This window comes from Cohnella sp. OV330 (genome assembly GCF_900112065.1).
Lineage (GTDB): Bacteria > Bacillota > Bacilli > Paenibacillales > Paenibacillaceae > Cohnella.
Genome location: NZ_FOKE01000010.1, coordinates 182,532 through 195,705 on the forward strand (window position 1 = coordinate 182,532; position 13,174 = coordinate 195,705).

General features: G+C 60.1%; 14 protein-coding genes. 6 read left to right on the top strand and 8 right to left on the bottom strand.

What is annotated here, in order from left to right; all coding sequences use genetic code 11:
* Window positions 1–12 precede the first annotated feature (12 nt).
* Window positions 13–759: a PaaX family transcriptional regulator C-terminal domain-containing protein gene (locus tag BM235_RS22470; RefSeq protein ID WP_143106721.1), complete on the bottom strand. Its 747-nt coding sequence runs from the start codon at window positions 757–759 to the stop codon at window positions 13–15.
* 174 nt (window positions 760–933) lie between these two features.
* Here BM235_RS22470 and BM235_RS22475 point away from each other — a divergent pair, with 174 nt between their 5' ends.
* Window positions 934–1,623: a metal-dependent hydrolase gene (locus BM235_RS22475; protein ID WP_090116488.1), complete on the top strand. Its 690-nt coding sequence runs from the start codon at window positions 934–936 to the stop codon at window positions 1,621–1,623.
* A 30-nt stretch (window positions 1,624–1,653) separates the two neighbouring features.
* Window positions 1,654–2,574 carry an AEC family transporter gene (locus BM235_RS22480; RefSeq protein WP_090116489.1) on the top strand — a complete coding sequence of 307 codons (921 nt, stop codon included), beginning with the start codon at window positions 1,654–1,656 and terminating at the stop codon, window positions 2,572–2,574.
* Window positions 2,575–2,588: 14 nt separating this feature from the next.
* Here the strand turns inward: BM235_RS22480 and BM235_RS22485 are convergent, their stop codons facing one another.
* Window positions 2,589–3,083 (bottom strand): GyrI-like domain-containing protein, encoded by a 495-nt coding sequence (locus tag BM235_RS22485; RefSeq protein ID WP_090116490.1) that lies wholly within the window; start codon window positions 3,081–3,083, stop codon window positions 2,589–2,591.
* A gap of 61 nt (window positions 3,084–3,144) precedes the next feature.
* On the bottom strand, window positions 3,145–4,101 hold the full coding sequence (locus tag BM235_RS22490) for a helix-turn-helix transcriptional regulator (protein ID WP_090116491.1): 957 nt from the start codon (window positions 4,099–4,101) through the stop codon (window positions 3,145–3,147).
* A gap of 486 nt (window positions 4,102–4,587) precedes the next feature.
* Between BM235_RS22490 and BM235_RS22495 the strand changes: the two genes are divergently transcribed.
* Both BM235_RS22495 and BM235_RS22500 read left to right on the top strand, forming a co-directional pair.
* Window positions 4,588–5,040, top strand: a complete 453-nt coding sequence (locus BM235_RS22495; protein ID WP_090116492.1) for a VOC family protein — start codon at window positions 4,588–4,590, stop codon at window positions 5,038–5,040.
* Window positions 5,041–5,072: 32 nt separating this feature from the next.
* On the top strand, window positions 5,073–5,954 hold the full coding sequence (locus tag BM235_RS22500; protein WP_090116493.1) for a TolB family protein: 882 nt from the start codon (window positions 5,073–5,075) through the stop codon (window positions 5,952–5,954).
* Window positions 5,955–6,037: 83 nt separating this feature from the next.
* Here the strand turns inward: BM235_RS22500 and BM235_RS33000 are convergent, their stop codons facing one another.
* Complete coding sequence (locus BM235_RS33000) at window positions 6,038–6,403, bottom strand: winged helix-turn-helix transcriptional regulator (RefSeq protein ID WP_090116494.1); 366 nt, start codon at window positions 6,401–6,403, stop codon at window positions 6,038–6,040.
* 88 nt (window positions 6,404–6,491) lie between these two features.
* Between BM235_RS33000 and BM235_RS22510 the strand changes: the two genes are divergently transcribed.
* Window positions 6,492–7,136, top strand: a complete 645-nt coding sequence (locus tag BM235_RS22510) for an NADPH-dependent F420 reductase (protein WP_158543997.1) — start codon at window positions 6,492–6,494, stop codon at window positions 7,134–7,136.
* A gap of 215 nt (window positions 7,137–7,351) precedes the next feature.
* Here BM235_RS22510 and BM235_RS22515 read toward each other — a convergent pair whose 3' ends face one another.
* The 3 genes from BM235_RS22515 to BM235_RS22525 all read right to left on the bottom strand — a co-directional run bounded on the left by BM235_RS22515 (window position 7,352) and on the right by BM235_RS22525 (window position 10,411).
* Entirely contained in the window at window positions 7,352–8,236 is an 885-nt protein-coding gene (locus tag BM235_RS22515) for a sulfurtransferase (protein WP_090116496.1), read from the bottom strand.
* The gene (locus BM235_RS22520) at window positions 8,233–9,573 is read right to left on the bottom strand and encodes an LLM class flavin-dependent oxidoreductase (RefSeq protein WP_090116614.1); all 1,341 of its coding nucleotides are present in this window, start codon (window positions 9,571–9,573) and stop codon (window positions 8,233–8,235) included. Before BM235_RS22520 ends, BM235_RS22515 begins: the two co-directional genes overlap by 4 nt.
* A 157-nt stretch (window positions 9,574–9,730) precedes the next feature.
* On the bottom strand, window positions 9,731–10,411 hold the full coding sequence (locus BM235_RS22525) for a carboxymuconolactone decarboxylase family protein (RefSeq protein WP_090116497.1): 681 nt from the start codon (window positions 10,409–10,411) through the stop codon (window positions 9,731–9,733).
* A gap of 186 nt (window positions 10,412–10,597) precedes the next feature.
* On the opposite strand from BM235_RS22525, the gene BM235_RS22530 reads away from it, so the two are divergent.
* Complete coding sequence (locus BM235_RS22530; protein ID WP_158543999.1) at window positions 10,598–11,527, top strand: LysR family transcriptional regulator; 930 nt, start codon at window positions 10,598–10,600, stop codon at window positions 11,525–11,527.
* 133 nt (window positions 11,528–11,660) lie between these two features.
* Here the strand turns inward: BM235_RS22530 and BM235_RS22535 are convergent, their stop codons facing one another.
* Complete coding sequence (locus tag BM235_RS22535) at window positions 11,661–13,172, bottom strand: tripartite tricarboxylate transporter permease (RefSeq protein WP_090116499.1); 1,512 nt, start codon at window positions 13,170–13,172, stop codon at window positions 11,661–11,663.
* Window positions 13,173–13,174: the final 2 nt, after the last annotated feature.

Genomic DNA, 13,174 nt, shown 5'->3' on the forward strand with positions numbered 1-13,174 from the left:
GGCCTTCCGTTCTTATAAATAGCGCGAGACGAAGTGTCGGTAGGGAGAAGCAGCCGGGATCGCATTCGCCAGCCGAGTCAGGCAGGCTTGCATCTCTCCGAAGCACGTTCTGCCCAGCCAATCTTCCTCCAGCAGCTCCTCGGGCAGCATGGGATCGCTCAGACTCAAGTCTGCCATTCTCTCCCCCAATTCCAGGAAGCGAACGAAAGCAGACAAACCGTCATCCGAATCTCCGATCTGCGCAGCGGCGATCGCCGGCAGGAATTCCGATCGCAGCCAAGCGAGCTGCTTCTCGTAAGTCTCGTTCAACGCGTCCAAGCGCCACAGCTGCGTGGCTTGCCGAGGGGTTGGGGCTCCGTGGACGAACGCGCCTCTCGACAGGGTCACCCGATCGGCCAAGCCATGATGCTCCGCGAAGCGGAGCGCTTCTGCCGCGTAATCCCAAGGCGAGATATAGACGCTCTTATATAAACCCCCGAAGCCAAGCTGCAGCAGATCGCCGCGGAACGCGTCGCGTTTCTTCCGTTCCGTCTCCGGCACCTCGAACAGGACGCTCAGCCACCGCCCGTCCCAGCGCCGATCGAGGAGCTGCGGTTTGCTGTTGATTCCCGTGAGGAAGCTCATGCCCGCCTTCGTGAGCGAATAGCGCGAGCGTTCCGGGGAGTGGACATAGCCTTCCCTTTTAAGCTTCGCGAGCGCGTTCCGGACGATGTGATGATCGACGCCCCGCGCCTCGTATATCTCGACAAGGAGTTTCACGTCGATGCTCTCCGCCGAGGAGATCAGAAATAGCACTTGCTTCTCCAGCGATATCAGTGTGTCTCGCCCCCAGCATAAAAAATCGACGCAAAAACAATTGACAGGTCATGTCGGTAATTATAATATGAATTAACACGAACGTACAAATTTTTATTATAAAAGTGAGGGATTCATATGCACATCCGCTATCACGGGCATTCCTGCATTCAGTTGACCGACGGGGCTCACTCCGTCCTGGTCGATCCCTTCATTAGCGGGAATCCCCATGCCGCGACGAAGGCAGAAGACATTCAAGTCGGGCATATTCTCCTGACGCACGGTCACGACGATCATATCACCGATGCCGTATTCGTTGCAAAGAGAAACAACGCTCCGATCGTGGCCGTAGAGGAGCTGGCCGAATTCATGGCGGGACAGGGGGTATCCGCGGAACCGATGCACGTGGGAGGAAAATGGACATTCCCGTTCGGCCGCCTCTACCTGACGCAGGCCACGCATACTTCTTCCGTGCGAGCGCCGGACGGACAGCGAATTTATGCCGGCGTTCCCGTCGGTTTTATCGTCGAGATGGGAGGCAAAGTCGTCTATCACGCCGGGGATACGGGCCTATTCGGGGATATGCGCCAGCTCGGGGAACGGTTCGATATCGATGTCGCGTTCCTGCCGATCGGCGGACGGTTCACGATGGGACCGGAAGAGGCGCTGTTGGCAGCGGAATGGCTCCGCGCGCGGCACGTCGTGCCGATTCATTACGATACCTTTCCGCCCATCCGCCAGGATGGCGAGGGATTCGTCCGAAGACTGAACGACATGGGAATGAAGGGAACGGCCATGAAGCCGGGATCCGAGCTGACTATCAATTAACCGCAGTTGGCGGAACGAGGGGCGAGAGCGATGCCGATCCTTTATACCTTTTATCACATAATGTTGCCCATCTTGATTCCCATTGGCATCGGGGCGCTGCTGCACAGGAAGTTTAAATTCGAGCTTGGCAGCTTCTCCAAGCTGATCCTGAACTATTACGTTCCCGCGCTCGCTTTTGTCAAAATTTACGAATCAAAGCTGTCGGCGGGGCTGGTCGTGTCCGTATTCGGTTTTTTGCTGCTTCAATTCATCGTTATCGTCATGATCGGATATGGCGTCAGCCGCGTCATGGGCTATTCAAGACCGATGGCCGCAAGCTTCTCGAACAGCGTCTCCTTGACGAACAACGGGAATGTGGGTATCCCCATCAACGCCATGGCCTTCAAGCAGGATCCGTTCGCCATGTCGATCCAGGTCATCGTGGTCGTCTTCGAGCTGTTCGCCACCTTCACGTTCGGGCTGGTGAATGCCAGCAAAGCGACCGCAGGCCTGAAGGGCGCGTTGATTCAATTCTCCAAGATGCCGGTCCTGTACGCCATCGTGGCAGGCTCCCTGCTTCGCGTCTTCGACATTCCTCTCCCCGAGCCCATCGTGACGCCGCTGGATCAGATCGCTGCCGGCATGCTGTCGTTCGCCCTCGTGTCCATCGGCGCGCAGATGGCGTCGGCGAAGCTTCAGCAGAACACCTCGGCCGTTCTTCTGAGCAGTCTCGTCCGACTGGTCGTCTCGCCGCTCTGCGCTTTCGCATTGATCCAACTGCTGCAGCTTCACGGCGTTGCCGCTCAAGCCTTGTTTATCGCCAGCGCGATTCCCACCTCGCGCAACAGCGCGGCGCTGGCGTTGGAATACGGCAACGAGCCGGGGTTTGCCGCTCAAGCGGTGCTCTTATCCATGCTGCTCAGCAGCGTGACGCTTACCGTAGTGGTCGATATGGCCATGCGGTTATTCTGAGAGGCATGAACCGATTAACGTATCGCGATATAAATCTCGACTTGCCCGTCGTCCGGATCGACGTTCGAACCGTAATACTCAAAATCGCCCGTAAAGATCCGCTCGTTGCCGGGTTGCTGCGACCACTGCCAAATCTCCCCCCATGTCCGCTGCACCGCCTCGATGACCGGCCCTCTCTCCGTGACGAATACGGCGTATTTGGCGGCAGGCACGACAAAGGTTTTAACCGACTCCACATGTATAATCGGCATTGACTCCCCCACGTGCACGCCGACCATGACTTCATACGTTCCGAGATGGCCCTGCTCGTAATTGAAGTAGCAACCGTAGAGACCCGGAGATAATATATGCGCTCCCAGTTGCGCTTCGATCCGATTCGCGTAAAACCGCTCATACAGCTTCCCTATTTTGCCTGCACCGCTTAGTTCCGCCGCATTGGTCGTGACGGTGCTGATTCCGGCCAAGAGGAAGGATGGTCGTTCCTCAATACGTACGGGTTTTTGATTCATGGTCAATCACTCCCTTATCTGCATGCGCCCAGTATAAACAAACCAACCTGACAGCTTCCTGTCAGGTTGGCGAGCGGCTTTTATATTTTTCTGCGATATGCGCAGCGCGGCTGGCGATGATCTCTCGCAGATGGGCAGGCGCCATCACCTCTACGTGATGCCCCAAGCCGAGAATGAACCGGTACAGCCATTCGTCTTCCGGATAGGCCTTCTTCACCTGCCATCTGCCGTCCGCCGCCAGCGAGAGTTCCTCGATGCTGAACCACTCCTCCGCCAGATGACGGGCATCGTCGTCGAAGCGCAGGACGATCTCCTTCACCTGAGGCAGCTCGCCGCCCGAGCTTCGGACCGAGACGGGCGCCTCCGACGGGAGCTGCCGACGGACGAATGTCCGCCCCGGGGCGATCTCGAGGTCTTTCATTCGCAGCAGCTTGAACAGTCTGAACTGCTCCTTTTCCAGACAGTAGGCTTGCAGGTACCACTGCCTTCCCTTTAACACGAGCGTATGCGGCTCGATCTGCCGGCGCGATAGCTCGCCCTCTGCGTTGGAATAGGTGAGTCCCACGGTTAGGCAGCTATCTATCGCCTCTTTTAACAGCTGCAATTTGGGCTGCAGCCGCTCGTTGCCGTCCCAAGGCGCATAGTCGATCCAAACGCTGCTCGTCTTATGGCGGAATTCCTCGGCACGATCGGGCGGGACGACGCTGTTGATCTTCTCCATGAGACTCTGATGCTGCTCGCTGCCGTATGAGGTCGAGATGCTTCTGAGCGCGGTGACGATGGCGGCAAGCTCGTCGTTGGTCATCACGTTGCGATCCAGACGGTAGCCTTCCGTCAGCCCGATGCCGCCGTTCGTTCCCTGGTAAGTGACGACGGGAATGCCGGCTGCATGAATGGCTTCGACATCGCGGTAGATCGTCCGAACGGACACTTCGAACCGCTCGGCAAGCTCCTTGGCTTGCACGATGCGGCGATTCATCAGAAGGATGATGATGGACAACAATCTCTCTAGTTTCACTTCGTGCCCCCCTGGCGCGGTCTCGCTTTTGATCTATTCTATAGGGTATTTGGTAATTCCGGCAATTCAAGTAGGCTCACCATCCAGACAGTAGCCCTCACCCCTGTTCTCTAAGGTCAGCACCTGCCCCCCTCCTTGCCGCCTATCACGCAAAAGTGCAGGATCGCTGTCACCGCCATCCAATCGTCCCGCCTATCGCGCAAAAGTGCAGGATTTTTCCCCAAATTACGCTTGTTTTCGCCCAAGGAACCCAGCTACCATGCACTTTTGCGCGGTCGACTGCACATTAGCGCCATTCTGGCCGGGAATGCTGCACTTTTGCAGGATAGCGAGGATACCGCGCTCCCTACAAGAGGGCAGCCCCTTGGCAACGACACATTGACAACGCTTTAAATCCCTGTGTATGATAAGAAAACGAATCCGTAAACACGCGTTCACAACAGGACGAAAGACTTCCACTTCATCCGACGGAAGGACAGACCTCTCATGAAAAACCCGCTCTCGTTCGACGGCTTCATCCAGATCGCCATTGTCGTACAAGACATCCAGAAGGCCGCGGAAACGTGGGCCCGCTTCTTCAATATTCCCGTCCCGGAGATCCGATACCGGCCGCCCGCACCCAATCCCGATCTGACGTACCGGGGCAAGCCGGCCGAATACGGCCTGAAGCTGGCGAATATCGAGGCCGGTCCCTTCGTCATCGAGCTGCACGAGCCGGACGAGCGGGACAGCACGTTCCGTGAATTTCTCGACAAGCATGGCAACGGCGTTCATCACCTGGGCTTCCAGGTTGGCAAGAAGCGCGACGCGATCGTCGGCGAGCTGGAGGAGATGGGCTACGCGATGCGGACGATCGGCTATTATCCGGGCAGCAGCTGGACGATCGTGGACAGCGAAGACGATCTGGGCGTCAATCTGAACATTAAGCCGCGGGCCTAGCACGTCCGGCGCAGACAAGGGAGGCAAGCGCTATGAACCGATTAAAGGAGCCGCGCAAGCTCGATATCAACCCGATCGTCAGCATCCTTGAGACGGTCGACATTCAGAGCGGCGAGCGCCGCGTCCTGGGCGAGTTCGATCATCTGATCGAAGCGCCCAATTGGACCCGCGACGGCAGCCGGCTGATCTATAACAGCCAGGGACGCCTTTTCGAATTCGACCTCGCTTCAAGGAGCAGCAGGTTGATCGACTCCGGATTCGCGGTTCAATGCAACAACGATCACGTCTTGTCGCCGGACAATGACCGCGTCGCCGTGAGCCACCATACGTTCGAGGACGGCCAGTCGCGCATCTACGTGCTGCCTTTGCAAGGCGGACATCCCGAGCTCGTCACGCCGATGGCCCCCAGCTACCTGCACGGCTGGTCGCCCGACGGCAGCACGCTCGCTTATTGCGCGGAGCGGGACGGCGAATACGACATCTACGCGATCCCGGCCAACGGCGGCATCGAGACGCAGCTGACCGACGCACCGGGCTTGAACGACGGACCCGAGTATTCGCCGGACGGCCGGCATATCTGGTTCAATTCCGTACGGTCCGGGCTTATGCAGGTATGGCGCATGAACGCCGACGGCAGCGAGCAGGTCCGCATGACGACCGAGGAGAGCAACAACTGGTTCCCCCACGTCTCGCCGGACGGACAGTGGGTCGTCTATATCGCCTACCGCAAGGGCGACGTCGCGCCGGGCGATCACCCGGCGAACAAGCACGTCGAGCTCCGCCTGATGCCTGCCGCCGGCGGCGAATCCCGCACCCTCGTCTCCTTGTTCGGGGGACAAGGGACGCTCAACGTGAATTCCTGGGCGCCCGATAGCCGTACGTTGGCATTCGTCAGCTACCGGCTGTCCGAGTAAGCATACGCATACGCACGGCAGAAAGCCCGAGAGCCAAGCTCTTGGGCTTTTCAATCTTGCTCGTTAAATGGGACGGGGCGCTCTCATGACGGAGAAACCGCAACGATATACTTCTCGCCCCACTCGCTTATTTTATCAAGAAATATAATCATGGACCGTCCCGGCGATGTTAACCCATATTCTACTCTTGGTCGGGGCTCCGGGTATGATTTCCTCTCGATTATGCCGTCTCGCTCAAGCTCGCGAAGCTGCTCCGTTAGTATTTTTTTCGAAATGGATGGAAGATGCCTTAGCAATTCGCTGTACCGTACTGGCTTTTCGTTTTTATATAAATACCGATATATGGGGATTTTCCATCTCCCGCTTAATATAGATAACACGATCTCTACCGGACACTCATTTAGCTGGACAGGCAACTCTCTTCCCCCCCTATCTTCACGATATACCACATCAGAGCCAAACGGATTGGATACTAATAAGTGCCTAATTGTCCGCCATAGTTAAAGTTCATATAATTTTCCGTAGAAGGAGCGGATGATGAGCATGAACATTGGTATTCTTGGAGCAGGAAATGTAGGCCGGATTTTGGGCAAAGGATTAGCGAAGGCAGGTCATCGTGTATTAATCAGCAGTCGTGAGCCCCACGATCCCAGACATTTTACTTGGAAACAAGAAGTAGGTGAATCAGGGGAAATTACATCATTTAGTGAAGCCGCGCTGTTGGGCGAGATCATCATTGCAGCTCTTCCATGGTCCTGTTTAAAAAATGTGGTCGAAAGCATTGATCCTGCCTATTTTAAAAATAAGACGGTCATTGATGTAAGCAATGCCGTATATTTTGAAAATGGACCACGTTTATTACTTAACGATACATCCGCAGGAGAAATTGTCCAAGAAATGCTGCCGGATAGTCATGTTGTAAAAACACTCAATACCGTCAGCGACAAGATCATGATTCATCCCCATTTTCAAGTAGGTTCTCCCATCATGTTTATATCCGGAAACAATCATGCTTCCAAATACCAGGTCAATGCTATACTAACGGACCTTGGTTGGTCCACGATTGTGGATTTAGGCGACATTCGACAAAGTCGCTTGCAGGAATCCATGATGCTTGCTTGTGTGATTAGTGAAACTTATCTAAAGTCTCCAGGATCGGCGTTCGCCTTACTGACTCACTGAGCAACCTTCACCCTCCACTATACCACTTTGGACTGTCAACAACTGGACAACTTTTAAGAGGGCTGTCGCCCAGCCTCGGCAGTGTACTGTAGCCCGGTTTGCCGTGAATCCGATAGTGATTGAACCGGTGGACATAGATTAAATTCGACAGCATAAAAAAAATACATCGTCCGGCTGATCACCAGCATGACGGTGTATGCAAAACTTACATCCTGCTATTCACTTTTTGCCTGCTCTTCTTCTCCCAGCGCCACCGGATTCTCCTCATAAGAAATCCAATCGCTCCAGCTTCCCGCATACAGCTTCACATCCGTGAAGCCCGCCTCCAGCAGCGCCATCACGTTCGGCGTGGCAGTGACGCCGGAACCGCAGTAGACGATGACTTCGCCGTCCTGCGGGAGATCCGCGAAGCGTTCGCGCTGGGCGGCGGCGGACTTCCATTTACCTTCGGCGTCGCGGCCTTCGCCGAAGGGGCGGTTGATCGCGCCGGGGATATGTCCGGCCTTGCGGTCAATGGGCTCGACTTCGCCGCGATAGCGAGCGCCGTCACGCGAATCAATCAGCGTCACAAGGGCAGCAGTATCGCCAGCCCCTGCCGCTTTCGCCCCGACGACCTCGCGCACGCGCCGGGCGTCGACGAGCAGCTCCGGCCGCGGCGACGGCACGAACGTCGCCGGCGCGACGCTCGGCGGCTCCGCCGTCACGGCGTAGCCCGCGCGCCGCCAGCCCGCGAAGCCGCCGTCGAGCACGCGCACGGCATCGTGGCCTGCGTACCGCAGCAGCCACCACAGCCGCGACGCCATCGCGCCCCCCTGGTCGTCGTACGCGACGACCTCCGTGCCTGCGCCGATGCCGGCCCGGCCGAGCGCCGCCGCCAGCGCGTCCAGCGCGGGCAGCGGATGCCGCCCGCCGTGCGCTCCGACCGGAGCGGACAAGTCCCGCTCCAGATCCAGGTACACGGCGCCCGGAATGTGCGCCTCATCATAAGCCGTGCGGCCCGCATCGGACTGCCCGAGCACGAACCGGCAGTCCGTGACGACAAGCCCCGGCTCGCCAAGCCTCGCCGCCAACTCCTCCGCCGCGATCACGTACTTGCTCATACCCGCTCCCCCTCCGCTTCCTTTTTCCGCTCCGCAGTATATCGATTCGTCGGCACGGCCAGCCCCAGATGCCCGCGCAGCGTATCATGCTCATATTCCTCGCGGAACAGCCCGCGCTGCTGCAGGATCGGCACGACGTGGTCGACGAAGTCGTCGATCCCCTCCGGCAGCACGTGTCCAAGGATGATGAACCCGTCCACCGCCTCCGCCCGGAAGAACTGCTCGAGCACGTCCGCGATCCGCTCCGGCGTTCCGACGAGCGGACCCTTGGGCGTAGCGTTGCGGAGCGCCGCCTGCCGGAGCGTCAGACCTTCCTCGCGCGCCTGGCGCTTGATGTTGTCCGTGACGCTCTTGTAGTTCTCGCTGCCGAGATCCCCCAGCTCGGGAAACGGCTCATCCAGCGGATACTGCGTGAAGTCGTGATGGTTGAACCACCGGCCCAGGTAGCGAAGCGCGTGCTCGATGCTGATGAGCCCCGAGATCCGCTCGTATTTGGCTTCGGCCTCCTCCTGCGTCGCCCCGACGACCGGCGCGATGCCGGGCAGGATGAGCAGCTCATCCCGCCGCCGTCCATACCGAGCGAGCCTCCCCTTCACGTCGTCGTAGAACCGCTTGGAAGCCTCGACCGTCTGCACCCCGCCCATGCCGGTGAACACCACGTCCGCGCCTTCGGCCGCGAGCTCCTTGCCGGCCTCCGAGGACCCCGCCTGGAACACCACCGGATACCCCTGCGGCGAACGCCGGATGTTCAGCGGCCCCTGGACCGCGAAGTGCTTGCCCTGATGATCGAGCCGGTGCATCTTGTCCGGATCGAAGAAGACGCCGCTCTCCTTGTCCCGCGAGAACGCGTCCTCTTCCCACGAATCCCACAGCCCCCGCACCACTTTCAAGTGCTCGGAGGCCCGCTCGTACCGCTCGCCGTGCGCCGGATGGCGCTCGCGGCTGTGATTGAGCGCGGCGCCGTCCAGCGCCGACGTCACCAGATTCCACCCTGCGCGACCGCCGCTCAAGTGGTCGAGCGAGGCGAACTGCCGCGCCACCGTGAACGGCTCGCTGTACGTCGCCGACACCGTGCCCACCAGCCCGATGCGCGACGAGTAGGCCGACAGCGCCGACAGCGTCGTCACCGGCTCGAACCGGTCGAGATACTGCGGCATGCTCACTTCATTAATGAAGAGGCCGTCCGCGATGAAGACGAAGTCGAGCTTGCCGGCCTCCGACTTCTCCACCATATGGCGATAGTGCGCGAGGTTCGTCGCCCCGTCCGCCGGCGTGCCGGGATACAGCCAGGAGGCCATCTGCTCCCCCGTGGCGAGCAGCGCCGCGCCGATGTGCATTTTCCGCCCGGCCTGTCCCGCCTGTCCCGTCCGCCCCGTACGTTCCGCCTGTTCCGTCTTTTCCGTCGTATCCGTCATGCCCTTCACCTCTCGTCGCTCATCGCGAGCGTAATCTGCTTATGCCAGCGTGTTAACCCGCCCGTTCGTCCGTCTGCCCTTACTCGCCCGCCCGCTCGTACGCGATATAAGCGTTCACCCGATGCGCCATCGCCGAGCCCGCCTTGAGTGCGCCGGCCACCACGATCGTCTCCGCGAGCTCCGCCAGGGACGCGCCCTCCGACTTCGCGAGCTTCGTATAATACTCGATGCTGTAGGCGCAGCCCTCGATATGCGCGATCGCGACCGCGACGAGCGCCTTGTCCTTCGCGCCGAGGCTTCTGGGCGTCAGCACCTCCCGGCCGAAAGACACGAATGCCGTATACAGCTCCTCGTTGACCGCCTCCAACGCCTCCAGCTTCGTCAGATTCTCGCGCGCGTATAGGTCGTCCGCAGGCGATTCCTCGTACGCATTCAGCGCATTGATGCCGTGGTACAGCGCCGAGCCGCCCTTCACGAGCGCGCTGACGCCGATCGCCTCGACGACTTCCTCCTTGGTGGCTTGCAGCTTGCGGCCCGCCGCGACGTGCAGGTCGATGCAGTAAGGACAGCCCGTCGCATGCGCCGACGCGATCGCGATGATCTCCTTCAGCTTGGCGCCGAGCGCGCCTTCCTGCATGGCGGCCTTGTTGAACTCGCCGAACGCCTTGAACGCCTCGGGCGCGTGCGGTACGAATTTCGGAGCGTATTTGGGAAAATTAGACCTCGCATAAAGGCTGTCCTGTTCAGCGGATACGGTCATGGGGGTGCCTCCTTCAATGTGAGCGAACGATTCGCGCATTATTTCCGTGTATATGGGTGCGATTAATCGGTAATTAGTGCTATAATAACACGCATATAAGCGCTTGAATAATTGAATTATCGAATGCTTCCGTTTCCTTTTATCGAATCGAGAATTCCACAGACGGCCATCCCGGGAGGAACGACCATGGACATTCGCGGCATATCCACCTTTCAGACGATCGTACGGACGGGGAGCTTCCAGAAGGCGGCGCTGGAGCTGCAGTACGCTCAGTCCACGATCACCAAGCAGATCCAGAACCTTGAGGACAGCCTCGGCGTGAAGCTGCTCGAACGCGGCAAGAAGCTGCGGCTCACGCAGGCGGGCGAGCTGTTCATCGCCAAGAGCGACCGGCTGCTGCGCGACTACTACGAGCTCCAGCAGACGATGACCGACCTGAACGACGGGGAAAAGGGCAGCGTCAACGTCGGCATCATGGAGCCCGCCGCCAGCTATCGCATCCCGGCGCTGCTGAAGCGGTTCGCCGAGGCATACCCGAGCGTGGACGTCCATCTGCGCATCCACAACAGCCATATGTTCAACCAGCTCGTGAGCGACGGCTCCGTCGACTTCGCGATCTGCGCGACGCCCGACAGCGGGCTCGGCACGACGTTCGAGCCGCTGTACGTCGAGGACATCGTGCTGCTGCTGCCGTCGTCGCATCCGCTCGCGAAGCGCCGCCGCATCGAGCTCAGCGACCTGCGCGGCGAGCAGATCCTGCTGACCAACGCGACTTGCCCGTTCCGCCGCAAGCTCGAGACCGCGCTGCACGAGCGCGGCGGCACGCCGTATCGCAAGATCGAGATCGGCAACATGGCAGCGCTCAAATATTACGTCCAAGTCGAGTACGGCATCGCCGCCGTGCCGCGCATCACCGTGACGCCCCCGCCCGAGGGCACGATCGTGCGCGCCATCGAGGACTTCGACACCGGCCTGACGACCGGCCTCCTCATGAAAAAGGACACTCGCCTGCTGAGCGCTGCTGCGCGGAAACTTTCCGCCTTCCTGGCAGGCGAGCTCGGCCGGCTGGGCGAACGCGCGGACACGGTTGCCGCGGCGAAGGCTTCGCTGGCCTAAGCGCCGCGGCAGAGGCCTCGCCGGCGTAGAACGCCGCACCGCTGGCGGCGTACATCGAACGTAGCGTCGCCGGCGGCCAGCGGGTTCCGTATGGGTAATCTACCGGATGCTATCTCCGTTCCTGCCACACCCTTTAGCCCTTGAGCTCCTTGCCGCCGCTCCGACGCCGCGCCTTCCACACCCGACTCGCCGCGGCATACAGCACGCCGATCGCGGCGAGCCCGAGCAGGCCGCCGGACAGCGGCCGCGTCGCGAAGATCGCGAAGTCGCCGTTGGACATGATGAGCGACTGACGGAACGCACCCTCCAGAATCTTGCCGAGCACGAAGGCGAGCACCATCGGTGCCGGGTCGAAGCCCGCTTTTCGCATCAGATAACCCAATACCCCGAAGAACAGCACGACGCCCATGTTGAAGCTGTCGTTGCCCAGGCTGTAGACGCCGATCAGCGTCAGCACGACCGCGAACGCCATCAGGATGCTGCTCCGCACCCGCAGCAGCTGGATGAACAGACCGACGAACGGCAGGTTCAGCAGCAGCAGGAGCGCGTTGCCGATGTACATCGACGAGACGACGCCCCAGAACAAGTCCGGATGCTCGCCGATCAGCTGCGGTCCCGGCGTGATGCCGTTCAGCAGCAGCGTGCCGAAGATGAGCGCCATGACCGCGTCCGACGGGATACCCAGCGTCAGCAGGGGGATGAAAGCCGCGCCCGCCGCCGCGTTGTTCGCCGACTCCGGTCCTGCGACGCCCTCGATGGCGCCCTTGCCGAAGCGCTCCGGCGTCTTCGATACCTTCTTCTCCACGCCGTACGAGGCGACCGTCGCGATGATCGAGCCCCCGCCCGGCAGGATGCCGACGAAGAACCCGATGATCGAGCCCCGCAGGATCGCCCACTTCGCCTGCGCGAAGTCTTTGACCGTCGGCCATACGCGGCCGACCTTGGTCTGCTTCAGCGTCCCCTTGGACAGATGCTCGAGGTTGTACAGAATCTCGCCGACGCCGAATACGCCCATCGCCATCGCCGCGAAGTCGATGCCGCCGAGCAGATGGTTCGAGCCGAATGTCAGGCGGATCGAGCCGGTGATCGGATCCTGCCCGATCGTCGCGAGCAACAGGCCGAACGCGGCGCACAGGGCGCTTTTCAGAAACGACTTGGTCCCCAGATACGCGACCAGCAGGATGCCGAGCGTCGTCAGCACCGCATACTCCGGCGCACCGAACCTCACCGCGAACCCCGCCAGTCCCGGCGCGAGGAAGCTCAGCCCGATGACGGCCAGCGTGCCCGCGACGAAGGATCCGATCGCCGCGATGCCGAGCGCGATGCCCGCCCTGCCCTGCTTGGTCATCTGGTAGCCGTCGAACGTCGTGACGACCGACGCGGCCTCGCCCGGCAGGTCGAGCAGCGTCGAGGTGATGGAGCCGCCGTACATGGCGCCGTAGTAGATGCCCGCCATCATGATGATCGAGCTCTCGGGCGGCAGCGTGAAGGCGAACGGAAGCAGCAGCGAGATCGTGGCGGTCGGCCCGAGCCCGGGGAGCACGCCGACGATATTGCCGACGAGCACGCCGATGAGGCAGTACATGAGATTGTGCCAGGACAATGCGACTTCGAATCCGGAGAGCATGGCATTCAGCGTGTCCATCG